This is a genomic window from Bacillus sp. CH_70 (genome assembly GCF_038007045.1).
GTDB lineage: Bacteria > Bacillota > Bacilli > Bacillales > Bacillaceae_G > Bacillus_A > Bacillus_A cereus.
On the sequence record NZ_JBBOWL010000001.1, the window covers coordinates 2298248 to 2314506 of the forward strand.

Here is a 16259-nt window from a genome sequence, read left to right on the forward strand (position 1 = left end):
GGTTTATATAATTTAATAACTGCAATTTTAATATGAAATAATATGAATGGAATAATTGCACGTAGAAATTAACTTTACCAAAAAACGAAACAATATGCTATAAAAAATTATAAATCTTTGTCATATAACGGGAAAAAGGATTTCGTTTCGCATATAATAAAAGTAGACGGGCAGCAAGAGCTTTTTCATCATATTGCTTGGAAAGGCGATGAAAAGAATGGATACGTTAGATTCATTATTACTTCAACTTGAACAATATGGAGAAGAGCATGATCGGAATAAAAAAATACGGGAAGAAAAATTACGGAATGTTTCTCGTGAGATGGGGCAATTTTTATCAATTTTAGTAAAAGGGTGTAATGCAAAAAATATCTTAGAAATTGGAACTTCTAATGGTTATTCTACATTGTGGTTGGCTAATGCGGTAGAAGAAACAAATGGAAATGTAACAACTGTAGAGCTTTCTTCAGAACGAGTTGGAGAGGCACTTGTCAATTTTGAAAAGGCAAACCTTTTACAAAGGATTGATGTTCACAATCAAGAAGCAGGGGCATTTTTAGATTCACAACTAGATGATTCATTTGATTTTATTTTCCTAGATTCAGAGCGTACGCAATACATGTGGTGGCTTGAACATATAAAACGCATTTTACAACCACAAGGTCTTCTTGTTGTCGATAATGCTACTTCTCATGCGAGTGAATTAGTTGAGTTTATAAAAATGATTGAAGAAGATGAAATGTTTGAAACAGTATTATTGGCATTTCAAAAGGGTGCATTTGTAGCGCGTAAGAAGAAATAGGATTGAGTGTAATATAATTATCACATTGAAAAAGGGTGTATGTCAAAAGATTGCGTGCAGTAGTATGGGAAGGACGTAATTTATATACGTAACATACGAAGAATCCGCCTTCAGCATGTCGGCCTCTAGGTCTTAAGTCTGAGGAAAATTATGTTGTTTACAGGTATACTTATAGTAAGAAACAGGGAATGACTGCATAAGCAGGTATTTCTTGAAAATTGATTTCATATAGGCTGTTTGCAAATGAAATACAATATATTAGATGAAATATAGTGCATATAAATTCGCACATATATATAAAGGAGCGATTTTGTTGACTGAACTCGAGAAAAAAGAACCTGTATCCATTGTGAAAGATAATAATGTAGAAGTAGTAGTTGATACAGTTATAAAAGATGCAGAATTAGAGGAACTAAATAAAGAAGCTGATCTTTATGTACAAAAGTTAAATAGCGAGCAAAATACAGATTTATCAAAAGTATTGTCTCAGCTAGGAGATTTAGGGGATAAAGAGCAACAAGCAGCAGGACAAACGTTATCAGCTTTAAAACGTCCTGTCACAGCGATGATGAATGGAAAGAATGAAGAAATTCCAAATACATTGTTAGAATTACGCAAAGTAGTATCAGAGCTTGATCCGAATTCATTAAAAGCAAGTGGTATGAAGAAAATTATGTTTAAAGTATTTAAGAAAAATCCACTTGAAACATACGTGCATAAATATCAATCTATAGATAAGCAAATTGAGGAAATTATTAGATCCCTTCTAATTGGTCGTGATAACTTACAAGAGGATACAGTTGGTCTTGAAATGTTAAAAGAACAATCGCACGATAAAATTCATGCTCTTGATAAACAAGTATACTTAGGGAAAAAGCTTGCTGGCATGCTTGAAGCTGAGAAACAAAACCCAGAGCGTCAAAGGGATATTCCGTTAATTAACGATGCATTAGAAAAGATACTTGTACGTACACGTAATATGCAGCAAGCGAAAAGTGTATTATTACAATCTATAGCTTCTGTAGACATCATTAAGAAAAATAATGAAAAATTAACAGAGGCGATACGTAATGCGATTACGATGACACAAAACGTTGTAACAGTTTCAGCTGCTATTCAGCTTGCATTAACGAATCAACGGAAAACAATTGATGCCGTAAATGCGACGAATGAAGCAATTGAATCGATGGTATTAAGTAATTCTCAAGCGTTAAAACAAAATACAGAAGAAACGACGAAATTGCTTGAAAACCCTGCTATTAGCATGGATAAATTACGTGAATCATTCCAAAATGTGTTCGCTGCAATTGAAGCATCTGAAAAATCGTCAGAACGTATTATTGAGTCAAGCAAGAAGTTCGTTATTGAACTAGACACATTTAATGATGAGATGAAGCAGAAACTCATTCAGCGTCCAAGGAAATAACGGATTATTAGAGGAGGTGAACAAATGAGTTTCATTCAAACAGTACTATTACTACTCGGTACATTGCTTTTAATAGCATTTACTGTCGTTGTTTTAGTCGTATACTTCGGGCGGAAACTGTATTTTTCATGGACGAAGCCATATAAAAGAGCGCAAGATTCTTTAGATAAGATATCAAACAAATCAATACCGTTTCTACAAGAATTTACACAACATCCACTGTTTTATCGCTGGATTCGCATCGAAGGAAAGAAAGAACAAAATACATTAAATACTCTATTTTGTGCATCAGGTCAACGTACGAGAGAGCAAGTCTTCTCGATGTTACCGAAAGAAAAGCAGAAAAAAGTGCATGTAATGGCAAAAACTACGAAAAAGCTTACGAATGAAGATATTGATGTGGCTGCGATGAAAGTGAAAGATTTCTTAAGACAAGAAGCGCAGCAAACTGTAAAACCGACAGACTTATCATTTTACAAATTGTATTTTTATGACCGTTATCCAGACGCATTAAATACAATTCAAGCGTATAAACGCTCAATAAATCCTTCATTACAAAGAACGGTTGATGATATTACAATTTCAGTATTAAATGCACTTCCGTACTATCAAGAGCAACGCATGTTTGAACAACAACATAAACTTGAAACATTCTTAATGAAAGATTTAACGGCCATGTTATCGTTGGTAGTACAATTACCACCTTCACAAAGACCAGAGAAGGAAGAAGAACTGAAGATCTACTTGGAAAATTTCAAAAAAGAAATGGAAGTAGTAGAGCGAGATATTCGCGACTCGATTGATCACGATTTAAATGTGAAGATGAGGGCAGCGACTGAGAAGTTTAAGAATAAATAGAAGAGATCGCCTAAAAAGTTGAATGTTTCAGCTTTTAGGCGTTTTTTTTTTGTGAATTTAGAGAGTGCAATCTTTTGTGAAATTATATATACAAACGTTAATAAATGGTAAAAGATAGAGTGTTTTTTTATACTTTGTGTAAACAATTATTATAAAAGGGGTATGATATTGTGCTATTTGAGTTAGTTATACTATTTGTAATTCTATTTATATTTCTTGGCTACCCTATTAGTAAAGCTTGGGATAGTTTCCAATCGAAGGAGGAGAATTCCTCAAGTATACTAAAGTTCGAGCCACAGGAAATATTATCACTGGGTTTGAGTTATTTTATCTTTGGTTTAGGTATTATGTGGAATGCAAATGATGTAAGAGCAGGAATACCATTACATAAATTTGAAAAGAACGGAATGATGTCTGATCAATATGCTTCTTTAGCCCATGACCACATTACGATAGTAGTTCTCTTAGTTATTTTAGGTGGAGTTTCGTATTGGAAATTAACAACAGGCTTAATAAAACTTTCACCAATATTTTATATTTTTTATAGTACTTTAATGATAGTAAACATTGTATATACATTCATCTATATTACCCATACAGGCTTTGCCTTTTATACGGAATTAGGAGGATTGAGATACATTCCAGTCTTTTGTATTCAAGTTGGAATGCTTGCCTTTAGTCTATTATTCTTAGCTAAATTAAGAAATACATTAGGTTATTTCATACAATCTCAGAATGAGAAAGATTATACGCAGAGCAACAGAATTATATTATTGCTGTATCGTATTTCTTTTGGATATCAAAAAATGGCTACAGTCTGGATGATAAGTTTATTTCCTGTCTTGTTAATTGTTCAATTTATTTTAATACTGTTTGGCCAAAAACCAGATAGTTTTATAAGAGTGTTTATGGAAACAAGTAGTTTTAATTATTCTAAGATTCCTGCCCCAAGTCCTCAAATTGTCTCCGGGGATGGGCATTATTTATGTACAGTTTCTGTGAAAGGCCATAAAAACATCGTTAAGCCATTACGAGCAGGAATTAGGCATGGGGAAAGAATTACAGTTAATCGACAGTTATTAATTGCGAACGCTTTTGAAAATGTAATTGAGGAGCGGGTACCAAAATGTCATAAAGTTATTCGTAATTTTTATGATAAATACGGTTATCCGATTAGTAAACATATTAATACGAAATGGTCGGCTGATTTTGTTTATATTTTAATGAAGCCACTAGAATGGTTCTTCTTATTTGTACTTTACACAGTAGATAAAAACCCTGAGAATAGAATTCATATTCAATATAGTGAACTACGAAAATAAAAGTAAGAGCCCGCATTCAAAAAAATGGGGGCTCTTACTTTTATTTTGCTTGAATAGTAGATTTACTAGAAGCCACACTTTCATTATGCAATCGATCAACTGCAGTTACGACATAGGTATACGTTTCTCCGGAAATAGCGGTTTTATCTACATAAATTTCTCCAAGTTTTGTTTTTCTTACAGTAGTAAGTAAATTTTTGGGATTTTGTATATCCACTTCATTTTTCCCATTCACGCGGTAAATAGCGTAATAAGCAGAATCATTATCTCTATTGTCAATGATACCGATTGCAATACCTTCATCTCTTGGAATGGCGCCTTTTAAAGTCGGTTGTTTTGGTGGATCATGATCAAGCCAAGGCATAGGCGGGATTAATGCAGGATGTTTATATATGTTTTTTGAAAGTCTATCTTTAACTCCGAGTGGATTATTATTAATATCTTTTAAGCTAAAATGCATACTACCTTTTATATCAGGATATAGCCGGTTTAATGCAATTTGTTTTGGATATTCTTCTGGATCAGACCAAGCAGGGACGGAGTTATTATTAATTTTATAGGCCGCTTGACCAATGTATAGGTGAATCGGTTTGTTATTTGTTTCTTTAACCCACCAATCTACTAATATGTCATATGCAGCTGGGGTGAAACCTATATTCCAATATATTTGGGGTGTAATGTAGTCAATATATCCTTTTTGTATCCATTCACGTGTGTCAGCATAAAGGTCATCATAGTTTCTTTGGCCTGCGGTTGTGTTAGAGCCAGTGGGATCGTCAGCTATATTTCTCCATACGCCGAACGGACTAATGCCAAACCTTACATATGATTTTTCTTGTTTTATAGCAGTATTTAAATCTTTTACAAGTTCATTTACATTATTACGTCGCCAATCTTCTATATTTGTAAATCTACCATTATTATATGTTTCGTATGTTTTCTGATCTGGAAATTCTTCACCGGCTACTTTATATGGGTAAAAATAATCATCCATATGCAGCGCATCAATATCGTAATTTTGTACGATTTCTAAAGCGCCTTCTGTTATAAATTTTTTCACTTCCGGAATACCGGGATTGTAATATAACTTTCCGCCATAAGTGACAACCCAATCGAGATGTTGCCTTGCAGGGTGATTATTTGATAATCGATTTATATCGGTGTGATTCATCGTTATTCGGTATGGGTTAATCCAAGCGTGGAATTCTATATTTCTTTTATGAGTTTCTTCAATCATAAATGCGAGCGGGTCATAACCAGGATCTTTTCCTTGTGTTCCTGTAATGTATTCAGACCAAGGACCGTAATTTGAAGGATAGAAAGCATCAGCGGTTGGTTTAATTTGTACAACAACTGCATTCATACCAGTGCTTTTTACATCGTCTAATAACCTTATAAATTCTTGTTTCTGTTTTTCAATGGGTAAGCCAGTTTTTGAGGGCCAATCAATATTCAGAACAGATGCAATCCATACAGCACGTAATTCATGTTTTTTGTACGTAGTATTTACTTCAGCATAAGTAAAGTGAGGGGGAATGAAAGAGAAAGGGATGAACAAGATGACGATACAACATATCATTAATAAACGTTTAACGATCATTTATACGCCTCCCTATCATATGATTATTTAAAATAATATCTGAGGCGAGGTTGACTTTGCAATAGAGAAAATTGCATATTGAAACATTAATTTAATAGGAAAAATATTTTTAATGAAATTTACTTTCATTATAACTAAATTCATTTACTACTTCATATGCTTGTTAGTAAAGTGAAACTTCCTTTCATTTGAAGGGTAATAAATTATAAGTATAGGAGGATTAATAAATGAAAGTTTTGTTCGTCTGTTCTGGAGGAATGTCCAGTGCAATTGTTGTAAACGCTTTAAAAAAAGAAGCGGAGAAAAATGGTGTGAACATGGAAGTGCATGCAATTGGAACGAATGAGGTAGAGGAAGAAGTAAAGAATGGCTGGGATGTCGTAATGGTGGCACCTCAAATAAGACACCGATTTGATTCTGTAAAAAAATTTGCAGAGGAGGAATCTATTCCGTGTGGCATCATACCGCCGCAAGCATACACGCCACTTGGAGGCCCGACTTTATTAAAAACTGTAAATGAATTAATCAGTTAGGGGGAAGCGTTATGAATAAGTTTGTCACGTTTCTTGATAAAAACTTATCTGGCCCGATGGCAAGGCTCTCTGAGCAGAGGCATCTACAAGCAATCCGTGATGGAGTTATTTCGGCGTTACCATTTATTATAGTAGGAAGCTTCTTTTTAATAGTAGCATTTCCACCACTGCCGAAAGATAGTTTCATATCGGTTTGGGCATTAAAGAATCAAACAAGTATATTGATACCATATCGTTTAACTATGTTTATTATGTCCTTATATATAGCATTTGGAATAGGATATAATTTAGCGAAAAGTTATAAATTAGATGCTTTATCAGGAGCACAGCTTGCAGTATGTTCACTGCTATTAACATTAACCCCCGAATTAATTGATAAAAAAGGATTTATGCTTCCAATGACAAATCTCGGAGGTCATGGATTATTCGTGACGATGATTGTTTCTATTTTATCCGTAGAGATTTTAAGATTTTGTAAGAAGAAAAATGTAATGATTAAAATGCCAGAACAAGTACCGCCATCTGTGTCGCGTTCATTTGAAGCACTTATACCTGCTGCATTCGTTATTATTATAATGAGTCTAGTAACTGTCGTTTTTAGCATTGATTTACACCATGTTGTTGATAAATTAGCAGCACCATTAGTAAAAGCTGGGGATAGTTACTTCGGTGTAATGATTCCAGTGTTTTTAATTACGTTTTTTTGGTCATTCGGAATCCATGGTGTGTCGGTTGTTGGAACTGTTGCTCGGCCATTATGGGAAGTATACCTAGGGAAAAATGGTGAAGCAGTTGCTAGTGGAGCAGATCAGTTGCCATTTATTTCACCAGAGCCGTTATATCAATGGTTTATATGGATTGGCGGTTCTGGTGCGACGTTAGGGCTTGTATTAGCTATGATTATATTTGGTCGATCGAAATATTCGAAAGCATTATCAAGAACTTGTATTGTTCCAGGTATTTTTAATATTAATGAACCAGTCATATTCGGATTACCGATTGTACTAAATCCAATTTTAATTATCCCATTTATCATTACACCACTTGTAACAGCAACTGTTGCATATTCAGCAACTGCGATGGGATTTGTAACACCAACGCATATTATGCCGCCATGGACATTACCTGCTCCAATTGGTGCATATTTAGCAACAGGTGGAGATTGGCGTGCGATTGTATTAGTTTTTATAAATATAGCAATATCGTTCCTTATTTATTTACCATTCTTTAAAATGTACGACAAAAATATGCTTGAAATTGAAAAGAATGGTGACGGGGAATCTGTTAATCCTTAATCTGCACGCTGTTATTTTGAGTGATAGACTTTTTGTCTATCACTTCTTTCACATTAAAACTAGAAAGGGGGAAATAGAATGAATATAAAATTTAGTTATAAAGGCGTATTTTTATTATTATTTGGAGTGATTTGTGCAAATTTACTTTTTGTCCCTTTATTAGGCATGCTAAATCTATCACAAATGCATAGTATATGGCTCGTTACAAGTATTGCGGCAAGCGTTTTGCTTACGGTAGTTGTTTCTTTCATTGATGGATCGTTTGCATCAAAAGCTCAGTTGTTTTTTAGATTTATATTGTTTTCGATTGGTTGTACGTTCGTTACTTACATGATTGTTTTTTAGTAAATAGGAGGTCATGCACGTTATGTATATTGCAGGGATAATGTCTGGTACTTCATTAGATGGAATAGATGTAGCGCTCGTTCATATAGAAGGAAGTGGTGTAGATTCTAAAATCGAACTCATCCATTTTACTACTGTTCCATTTTGTAATGATATGAAAAATGAGATCCAACAAGCGTTATCAATTGAAACTTCGAATGTCCAACTTATATGTAGTTTAAATTTTAAACTTGGTTTATGCTTCGCCAATGCTGTAAAGGAAGTTTGTAAAGAGGCCAATTTTCCGTTGAGACAATTAGATTTAATAGGCTCTCACGGACAAACGATTTATCATCAGCCAAAGCAAGAAGGGAATATTATTTCTTCAACATTGCAAATTGGGGAACCAGCAGTAATAGCATATGAAACGAACACGACGGTTATCTCGAATTTCCGAACGATGGACATGGCGGCAGGGGGACAAGGTGCACCACTTGTACCATATTCAGAAATTATTTTATATCGGCATCAAACTAAAAATAGACTACTGCAAAATATTGGCGGGATTGGTAATGTTACAGTGGTTCTAAGTAAACGAAGTAATGAGAGTGTTATTGCTTTTGATACTGGACCAGGCAACATGGTAATCGATGAAGTATGTCAAAGATTATTTCATGTACCATATGATCAAAATGGTTGGATCGCAAGTCAAGGGGGGGTTGTAGATGAAATTTTAACATACTGTATGAACCATCCATTTTTGAACGTGAAACCACCAAAATCAACAGGTAGAGAAGATTTTGGAGAAGCGTTTGTGACTGAATTATTAAATCGATTTGAAAAGCATAGTAAAGGAAATATATTGGCAACTGTCACGATGTTTACAGCATGTTCAATTGTTCATCATTATAAGGAGTGTATTTTACCGTATTATGACATTGATGAGGTGATTTTAGGTGGTGGTGGAAGTTATAATAATACACTTGTTGAAATGATACGGAATGGATTAAGAGAAGAGAAATGTAGTATATGTATACAAGAGGATATTGGTCATTCTTCAGCAGCGAAAGAAGCGATTGCATTTGCTATTTTAGCAAACGAAACGTATCATCGTAATCCGAGTAATGTGCCGAGCGCAACAGGTGCTAAGAATTCCGTGGTTTTAGGGAATGTAACATTCCCTCCAATATGTAAATGAAAATGAGGCGAACATATGAAGTATATGATTGGAGTAGATGGCGGGGGAACGAAGACAGAGGCAATTGCATTTGATCAAAACGGAAATGAAGTTGTAAGAGGTACGAGCAGATTTGGAAATGTATTAATAGATTTTGATCAGGCGCTTTTGCATATTATGGAAGCAATTAATCAATGCCAGAAGAATTTAATAAATGAGCATTGCGTTTGTATTTGTTTAGGATTAGCTGGTATAAGCGGAGCGAATACAAATGAATTAACATTACGTTTAAAAAAGAAATACGGAACAAAAATTGAAATTTTTAATGATGCAATGATCGCGCATGCAGCTGCTTTAAAAGGTAAGGATGGAATATTAACTATAGGTGGTACAGGTGCAATTTGTATAGGAAAGAAAGGAGAAGTATATCAGTATAGCGGTGGATGGGGACATATTTTAGGAGATGAAGGGAGCGGATATTGGATTGCATTACAAGCTTTAAAGAAAATGACAATTCAATTCGATCAAGGAATCAGCCTTTGTCCATTGAGTTTGAATATTCAAAGGCAGTTTCAACTTTTGACACCGTCTCATATAAAAAGCTTAGTATATACTTCTTCTAAAGATAAAATTGCAGCAATCGCACCATTAGTTATTCAGGAAGCGAGAAGTGGCAATGATGATGCGCATGAAATTATAATGCAAGCTGGAAAGGAATTAGCAAGAATTACGGTAGATGTTTATAACAAGATGCAATTTAAGCGCTCAACTCCAATTGCAGTAAGTGGCAGTATATTGCGTTTAGTTCCTGAAATATTTGCTGTATTTAAGAAATGCTGCGAGAAAAGTATAGGAGAAGGTACATTTATATCACAATCACAATCAGCAGTGAAAGGAACATACCATTTAATGAGGGATATATATTTTTAAAATTAGCGCATGAGAATTTTTGTATGATTTGTAAAAATATGATGTTAAAATGTATAAAGGGATGTATGTTAAAAACGTACAATATACGTAGTAATTGAATATTGTATATGTATTCCCATTTAGAAAGTGAATGATTACATGATTAATAGTATGCAGTTTTTATATTTGGTGGCTTCTTATTTAATTGGAAACATATTGACCGCTTATATAGTAACAAAATTGAGACATAACATTGATATTAGGGATGAAGGAAGCGGAAATCCTGGCGCAAGAAATATGGGGCGCGTATATGGAAAAGGGTATTTCATCGCTACATTTTTAGGGGATGCGATTAAAGGGGCAATCGTTGTTACTGTTGCAAAATATCTTTTTGAAGATCCTACATTCATAATGTTAACATTATTGGCCGTTATTATTGGACATATTTACCCAGTTTTATTTAAAGGTAAGGGCGGTAAAGGTATTTCAACATTTATTGGAGGATTAATCGCATTTGATTATTTGATAGCGCTTACCCTCATAGGCATTTTTATTGTATTTTATTTAATATTCAAAGGATTTACGAAGCCAGGACTAATTACGATTGCTTGTTTACCAATTTGTATGATTCTTTATTCTTATTCTGTTGTTACGACTATTTTAAGTGGAATGATTATTGTACTTATTCTATATGTAAATCGAGAATAAAATAAATGTTTAATAAGTGGGGATAATCTCCACTTATCATTTTTTATTAAATAGATAAAGGAGATAAGGCATGGGGTTAATTTATAAAGTTGCTGATCAAGATTGGGAATTTGAAAGTATACATAAATTAAATTATAAAACTTTTGTAGAAGAGATTCCGCAACATGAAGAAACGAAAGACCGGTTTCGTATAGATCGGTTTCATGAAGAAAATACATATTTAATTTGTTTAGATGAGGATAGATTAGTAGGTATGGTCGCGGTGCGGGGAAAACGACCATTCTCGTTAGATTATAAAATTTCAAATTTAGATGTTTATTTGCAAGAGCATGGAGAAAAAGTGTATGAAATTCGTTTACTTTCAGTAGAACGTGAATATAGGAATGGAAGAGCGTTGTTAGGATTAATCCGTTTTCTACATCGTTATTTGCTTCTAAATGGATATGAATTAGCACTCATTTCTGCAACAACACGTGAACTAGCTTTATATGAGCAAATGGGATTCAAAGTTTTCCATACGTTAGTTGGTACAGAAGAAGCGGCCTTCCAGCCAATGTATGTTATCCCTGTTATGTTTGAAGAATCGAGCGTTGGGGGGATTATGACGAAAGAATATACGTTTTTACCTGGTCCAGTAGACATTGAAGAGAACGTTCGAAAGGCATTTTCTACGCGGCCTATTTCGCATCGCTCTAAGTCATTTCAAGTGATGATGGACAATGTGAAAAAACGGTTACTTTACATGACAAAAGCAAAACATGTACAGCTTATGTTAGGAACAGGGACGTTAGCAAATGATGCGATCGCTTTACAGTTACGTTCTTCAAAAGGGAAAGGACTAGTATTAATAAATGGGGAATTTGGTAATAGATTAGTTGGACATGCAAAACGAGCACAGTTACATTTTGATACTTATAAAAAGGAAATGGGAGATCCATTTATTTATACCGAATTAGAAGAAATCATGACAACTGGAAATTATGAATGGCTTTGGTTTGTTCATCATGAAACATCTACTGGAATGTTAAACGATTTAAACGAGCTAAACACTCTTTGTAACGAGAATCAAATAAAACTATGTGTAGATTGCATAAGCTCAATTGGAGCAATACCATTAGACTTAAAGGATGTGTATTTTGCAAGTGGTGTTAGCGGTAAAGCGATTAAATCATATACAGGAATTTCTTTCGTTTTTCATAACCACATTGTAAAAATAAACGAGGCTGTGCCGGCCTATATGGACATTGGTATGTATGAAGAAAATGAAAGCATTCCATACTCACAATCATGGAATTTAATTTATGCATTGCAAGAAGCGTTGAAGAGATTTGAAGATGAAAAGGTATTTGTAAAAATTAAAGAGACATACGAGTATGTTGAAGAAGTTATTACTGATATGGGGTTAAAGCTTGTTTCACCTAAAGAACATGCCGCGAAAATTATATTTACAATTCAATTAAGCGAAGGTCAGTCTTCTAAAACGGTAGGTGATGCGTTAGCTTTACAAGGATATATTGTCCATTATGAATCAGCGTATTTACAAAAGAATAACTGGATCCAAATTGCATGCCTGAATCATTATAAAGAACGTGATATGAAGAGGATGTTAAATTGTTTGCAAATGTGTTTATTTCAGAGTGGGGTACATATATAAAGACTTTTTCTTTTCGTATAAAGGAGCTACGACTTACGAAAACTTAGGAATAGAACATTGGAAGAGGTGTAAGAATGATAACTAGAAAACTACCATTACATATAGACGATATTAAAAAAGCTCACAAGATTCTAGATAGAAATGCTCGTAAAACGCCATTAGTAAAATCTTTTTACTTGACTAGTAAAACGGGCGGAGAAATTCATTTGAAATTAGAAAATATGCAATTAACGGGTTCTTTTAAATTCCGTGGCGCATTTAATAAAATGTCGCGGCTCACGGATCAAGAAAAAGAAAAAGGTGTAATTGCATGTTCAGCAGGTAATCATGCACAAGGAGTTGCATTATCTGCTCATTTACTCGGTATTAAGAGTAAAATTGTTATGCCAATTTCTGCACCGCAGGCGAAAGTTGAAGCAACTAGAGGATATGGATCTGAAGTGATTTTACATGGTGAAACCTTTGATGATGCAAAGGCAAAATGTGAAGAAATTATAAGGGAAACAGGTGAGACATACTTACATCCATATGATGATGTAGAGGTAATGGCTGGTCAAGGTACAATTGGATTAGATATTCTTGATGATATGTGGGATGTAGATACTGTTATTGTACCAATAGGTGGAGGCGGAATTATTTCTGGTATTTCTGTAGCATTAAAATCTTTTAATCCATCGATTAATATAATTGGTGTCCAAGCAGATAATGTTCATGGAATGAAGGCATCTTACGATAAAGGAGCAATCGTAGAACATTATGAGGCACCTACTATTGCAGATGGTTGCGCAGTTAAAATACCAGGGGAATTAACATTTGAAATTGTAAAAGAATTAGTAGATGATATTGTAACTGTATCAGAAAAAGAACTGGAAGTAGCGATGAAAGATTTATTACAACGTGGGAAAGCTGTTGTAGAAGGTGCAGGTGCATTAGCAACTGCTGCACTTCTTGCAGGAACAGTTGATAGTTATATAAAAGGGAAAAAAGTAGTAGCTGTTATATCCGGTGGGAACGTGGACTTACAGCGCATATCAAGTGTATGTGAGCACTTTTTTGTCGCCAATGAAGTGAAATAGTTTTATAAAAGAAGAGCTAAGAGAAATGATCTTAGCTCTTACTTTTTGTCTACCGTTTACTGTAAGTATCAATAATTTTGCTGTTTAATGAATTGTTTTATTTAAGCGCCAATTTTTACACATATCTTGAACGTTACAATAATTATTTCAATATTGTCGAAACATAAGCAGAAATTTAATATAATAGTTTTAATGTGCTAATGAGCGGTGAGGAGGGCAGGTCATGAATAAAGAAGAACAGGTCATGAACGGTTTCAGGGAATTATATAATAAGCTGGTTTGGCTTAATAAAGATAAGATGGAAGAAGGTCTTAAAGGTTTTAAGTCTTCTGAAGTTCACTGCATTGAATATATTGAAAACAATGCAGATTCTAACGTGACACAACTCGCAGAGGCTTTTTATGTGACTCGCGGTGCTATAAGTAGAATGACTAAGAAGCTCATACAAAAAGGCCTTATTGAAAGCTACCAAAAGTCAGAAAATAAGAAAGAAATTTATTTTAGGCTTACGGAAGAAGGGAAAGAAATTTATAAAATCCATGAAGATCTGCATAAAGAGTTTCAAGAGCGGGATAAAGCTGTATTTGAGCAAGTAACTGAAGAAGAATTCGACAGTATAATTAGTTTCGTGGAAAAGTATAGTAGACATTTGGATGCAGAAATAAAGAAACAAGGTGTACATATTAAATCGTAATACATTTTAATAATGAAATGGCAGCCTTACTTTAATGAGAATAGGCTGCTTTTTTATCGTATTTTTGTTGACTAATCAACAAAACGGAGTTATCATTTTGTTGAAGAAGCAACAAAATGTTTTAAGGAGAGAAGTTAAATGTCTATATTTAGATCACAAAATGAAAGGAAAACTGAAAAAAACATAGATAAACATGCTTTACTATTCGGACTTATTTCTGTATTTCTTTGTGGTATAGGTTTCAGTATCATCATGCCTGTAGTGCCATTCTTAGTACAGCCATATATAAGTAATCCGGAAGAACAAGCATTAGTTGTTACACTACTAACTTCCGTATATGCGGCTTGCGTGTTTTTAGCTGCCCCAGTACTCGGGGCTTTAAGCGATAAGTATGGCCGTCGTCCATTACTTTTAATATGCTTATTTGGTTCTGCAATTGGGTACTTAGTTTTTGGAATAGGAGGAGCTTTATGGGTACTATTTGCTGGACGCATAATAGAAGGAATAACAGGCGGGAGCATAAGTACTATCTTCGCATATTTTGCAGACATCATTCCAAAAGAACAGAGAACGAAATATTTTGGATGGGTGAGTGCAGTTGTAGGTGCGGGAACTATCATTGGCCCAACCATTGGGGGGATACTTGCCAAGTTTGGTGATACTGTACCTATATATTTTGGTGCAATCATAACGTTAATAAATGTTGTATATGGGATCAAATATATGCCTGAGAGCCTTGAAAAAAATAATAGGTTGAAAGAGATTACTTTTGTAAGGTTAAATCCTTTTGTACAGCTAGCAAACATACTTTCCATGAAAAATTTAAAGTGGTTACTTGTCTCAGCGTTTTTACTTTGGATACCTAACGGATCTTTACAAGCAATTTTCACGCAATTTACAATGGATACTTTCAGTTGGAAACCTGCATTAATCGGACTTATGTTTTCAATTTTGGGCTTTCAAGACATTGTTTCACAAAGTTTTATCATGCCAAAGCTTTTGATCAAGCTTAGTGATAAACAAATAGCAATTCTTGGGATGGTTTCGGAGATTATAGGATACAGTTTTATTGCGGCATCAGCTTTGTTTTCACTCTATCCACTACTTATCGTTGGGATGCTGATGTATGGTTTTGGGGATTCAATTTTCGGGCCTTCATTCAACGGGATGCTTTCAAAGTCTGTTAGTTCTAGTGAACAAGGAAGGATTCAAGGTGGAAGCCAATCTATTCAAGCTTTAGCAAGAATGATTGGTCCTATTATTGGAGGGCAAATCTATGTATCGCTTGGTCATGCTGCACCTGCTTTTATGGGTGTGATCCTTATAGTCGCGGCAATAGCAGTTTTGTATAAGGGGACACATGCAACTGTATAACAGATAGAAATAAGAACAAATAAAAGGGTGCCAGAACTTAGGAATAAGTGCTGACACCCTATTTGTTTACGGTTTGAGGACTAAGAGAAATTCTTTTACTGTTTAGGAATTTATTCTGCAATGCTCTCATGGTAAATGACTAGATAGTTTAATTATGCTTGTGCTGAAGTAAATAATGACTCCATCTTTACTTTGCTCTTCTCTCGAATTTCAGCATCTGCATGGCGCATCACATATTTATGCGCTACAGCGATTGCTAAAACATCATCTAATAAGCCGATCCCAATAATAGCAGCTATATCTGGAATAAAATCAATTGCTAATACGTAATAAGATAAAGTGGCTAATATTATGAATTTCGCTTTAGTAGGTAATTCTTTCTTTTTCATTGTGTAGAATAAAATAATACTTTCATATACGCTGGATTTACCGAGGTTTACAGAGCTTTTTTTGAACTTTTTCCAAAGGGTCTGTTTCTCCATATAAACACTCCTTTTACAAAAACAT

General features: G+C 34.3%; 16 protein-coding genes. 14 read left to right on the top strand and 2 right to left on the bottom strand.

The genetic code is table 11. From position 1 onward, the window contains the following. The first annotated feature begins 208 nt into the window (after positions 1–208). The 4 genes from N2V79_RS11805 (at position 209) to N2V79_RS11820 (ending at position 4408) form a co-directional block, all read left to right on the top strand. Positions 209–802 carry an O-methyltransferase gene (locus N2V79_RS11805; protein ID WP_098679868.1) on the top strand — a complete coding sequence of 198 codons (594 nt, stop codon included), beginning with the start codon at positions 209–211 and terminating at the stop codon, positions 800–802. Between the two features lie 313 nt (positions 803–1115). After that, positions 1116–2228: a toxic anion resistance protein gene (locus N2V79_RS11810; protein ID WP_000137396.1), complete on the top strand. Its 1113-nt coding sequence runs from the start codon at positions 1116–1118 to the stop codon at positions 2226–2228. Positions 2229–2252: 24 nt separating this feature from the next. Next, the gene (locus N2V79_RS11815; RefSeq protein WP_069355595.1) at positions 2253–3086 is read left to right on the top strand and encodes a DUF3974 domain-containing protein; all 834 of its coding nucleotides are present in this window, start codon (positions 2253–2255) and stop codon (positions 3084–3086) included. Positions 3087–3256: 170 nt separating this feature from the next. Next, positions 3257–4408, top strand: a complete 1152-nt coding sequence (locus tag N2V79_RS11820) for a DUF6688 domain-containing protein (protein ID WP_029442296.1) — start codon at positions 3257–3259, stop codon at positions 4406–4408. Positions 4409–4448: 40 nt separating this feature from the next. On the opposite strand, the gene N2V79_RS11825 is transcribed toward N2V79_RS11820, so the two are convergent. Next, positions 4449–6008: a glycoside hydrolase family 10 protein gene (locus N2V79_RS11825; RefSeq protein ID WP_340719882.1), complete on the bottom strand. Its 1560-nt coding sequence runs from the start codon at positions 6006–6008 to the stop codon at positions 4449–4451. Positions 6009–6235: 227 nt separating this feature from the next. On the opposite strand from N2V79_RS11825, the gene N2V79_RS11830 reads away from it, so the two are divergent. The 10 genes from N2V79_RS11830 (at position 6236) to N2V79_RS11875 (ending at position 15752) form a co-directional block, all read left to right on the top strand. Further along, positions 6236–6541 (top strand): PTS sugar transporter subunit IIB, encoded by a 306-nt coding sequence (locus N2V79_RS11830; protein WP_000865907.1) that lies wholly within the window; start codon positions 6236–6238, stop codon positions 6539–6541. 11 nt (positions 6542–6552) lie between these two features. Further along, complete coding sequence (locus N2V79_RS11835; RefSeq protein ID WP_001032277.1) at positions 6553–7836, top strand: PTS sugar transporter subunit IIC; 1284 nt, start codon at positions 6553–6555, stop codon at positions 7834–7836. Between the two features lie 78 nt (positions 7837–7914). Further along, entirely contained in the window at positions 7915–8181 is a 267-nt protein-coding gene (locus N2V79_RS11840; protein ID WP_001021963.1) for a hypothetical protein, read from the top strand. A gap of 22 nt (positions 8182–8203) precedes the next feature. After that, positions 8204–9358, top strand: coding sequence for an anhydro-N-acetylmuramic acid kinase AnmK (anmK, locus tag N2V79_RS11845; RefSeq protein ID WP_098852541.1), 1155 nt, complete (start codon positions 8204–8206; stop codon positions 9356–9358). Positions 9359–9373: 15 nt separating this feature from the next. Beyond that, positions 9374–10267 (top strand): BadF/BadG/BcrA/BcrD ATPase family protein, encoded by an 894-nt coding sequence (locus tag N2V79_RS11850; protein WP_098852540.1) that lies wholly within the window; start codon positions 9374–9376, stop codon positions 10265–10267. Positions 10268–10405: 138 nt separating this feature from the next. After that, positions 10406–10954 carry a glycerol-3-phosphate 1-O-acyltransferase PlsY gene (plsY, locus tag N2V79_RS11855; RefSeq protein ID WP_088020971.1) on the top strand — a complete coding sequence of 183 codons (549 nt, stop codon included), beginning with the start codon at positions 10406–10408 and terminating at the stop codon, positions 10952–10954. 70 nt (positions 10955–11024) lie between these two features. Then, positions 11025–12608 carry an aminotransferase class V-fold PLP-dependent enzyme gene (locus N2V79_RS11860; RefSeq protein WP_340719883.1) on the top strand — a complete coding sequence of 528 codons (1584 nt, stop codon included), beginning with the start codon at positions 11025–11027 and terminating at the stop codon, positions 12606–12608. A 74-nt stretch (positions 12609–12682) separates the two neighbouring features. Next, entirely contained in the window at positions 12683–13684 is a 1002-nt protein-coding gene (tdcB, locus tag N2V79_RS11865) for a bifunctional threonine ammonia-lyase/L-serine ammonia-lyase TdcB (RefSeq protein ID WP_000632954.1), read from the top strand. A 223-nt stretch (positions 13685–13907) separates the two neighbouring features. Further along, on the top strand, positions 13908–14378 hold the full coding sequence (locus N2V79_RS11870; RefSeq protein WP_001030898.1) for a MarR family transcriptional regulator: 471 nt from the start codon (positions 13908–13910) through the stop codon (positions 14376–14378). 138 nt (positions 14379–14516) lie between these two features. Then, positions 14517–15752, top strand: coding sequence for an MFS transporter (locus N2V79_RS11875; protein ID WP_097997623.1), 1236 nt, complete (start codon positions 14517–14519; stop codon positions 15750–15752). A gap of 152 nt (positions 15753–15904) precedes the next feature. Here N2V79_RS11875 and N2V79_RS11880 read toward each other — a convergent pair whose 3' ends face one another. Further along, positions 15905–16234: a YkvA family protein gene (locus tag N2V79_RS11880; RefSeq protein WP_078401247.1), complete on the bottom strand. Its 330-nt coding sequence runs from the start codon at positions 16232–16234 to the stop codon at positions 15905–15907. Between the last annotated feature and the right edge of the window lie 25 nt (positions 16235–16259).

Bases quoted from the DNA above. Each gene is read 5' to 3' on its own strand.
- N2V79_RS11805 (WP_098679868.1), top strand. From the start codon at position 209: ATGAAAAGAATGGATACGTTAGATTCATTATTACTTCAACTTGAACAA.
- N2V79_RS11815 (WP_069355595.1), top strand. From the start codon at position 2,253: ATGAGTTTCATTCAAACAGTACTATTACTACTCGGTACATTGCTTTTA.
- N2V79_RS11825 (WP_340719882.1), bottom strand. From the start codon at position 6,008: ATGATCGTTAAACGTTTATTAATGATATGTTGTATCGTCATCTTGTTC.
- N2V79_RS11830 (WP_000865907.1), top strand. From the start codon at position 6,236: ATGAAAGTTTTGTTCGTCTGTTCTGGAGGAATGTCCAGTGCAATTGTT.
- N2V79_RS11835 (WP_001032277.1), top strand. From the start codon at position 6,553: ATGAATAAGTTTGTCACGTTTCTTGATAAAAACTTATCTGGCCCGATG.
- N2V79_RS11840 (WP_001021963.1), top strand. From the start codon at position 7,915: ATGAATATAAAATTTAGTTATAAAGGCGTATTTTTATTATTATTTGGA.
- anmK (WP_098852541.1), top strand. From the start codon at position 8,204: ATGTATATTGCAGGGATAATGTCTGGTACTTCATTAGATGGAATAGAT.
- N2V79_RS11850 (WP_098852540.1), top strand. From the start codon at position 9,374: ATGAAGTATATGATTGGAGTAGATGGCGGGGGAACGAAGACAGAGGCA.
- plsY (WP_088020971.1), top strand. From the start codon at position 10,406: ATGATTAATAGTATGCAGTTTTTATATTTGGTGGCTTCTTATTTAATT.
- N2V79_RS11860 (WP_340719883.1), top strand. From the start codon at position 11,025: ATGGGGTTAATTTATAAAGTTGCTGATCAAGATTGGGAATTTGAAAGT.
- tdcB (WP_000632954.1), top strand. From the start codon at position 12,683: ATGATAACTAGAAAACTACCATTACATATAGACGATATTAAAAAAGCT.
- N2V79_RS11870 (WP_001030898.1), top strand. From the start codon at position 13,908: ATGAATAAAGAAGAACAGGTCATGAACGGTTTCAGGGAATTATATAAT.
- N2V79_RS11875 (WP_097997623.1), top strand. From the start codon at position 14,517: ATGTCTATATTTAGATCACAAAATGAAAGGAAAACTGAAAAAAACATA.
- N2V79_RS11880 (WP_078401247.1), bottom strand. From the start codon at position 16,234: ATGGAGAAACAGACCCTTTGGAAAAAGTTCAAAAAAAGCTCTGTAAAC.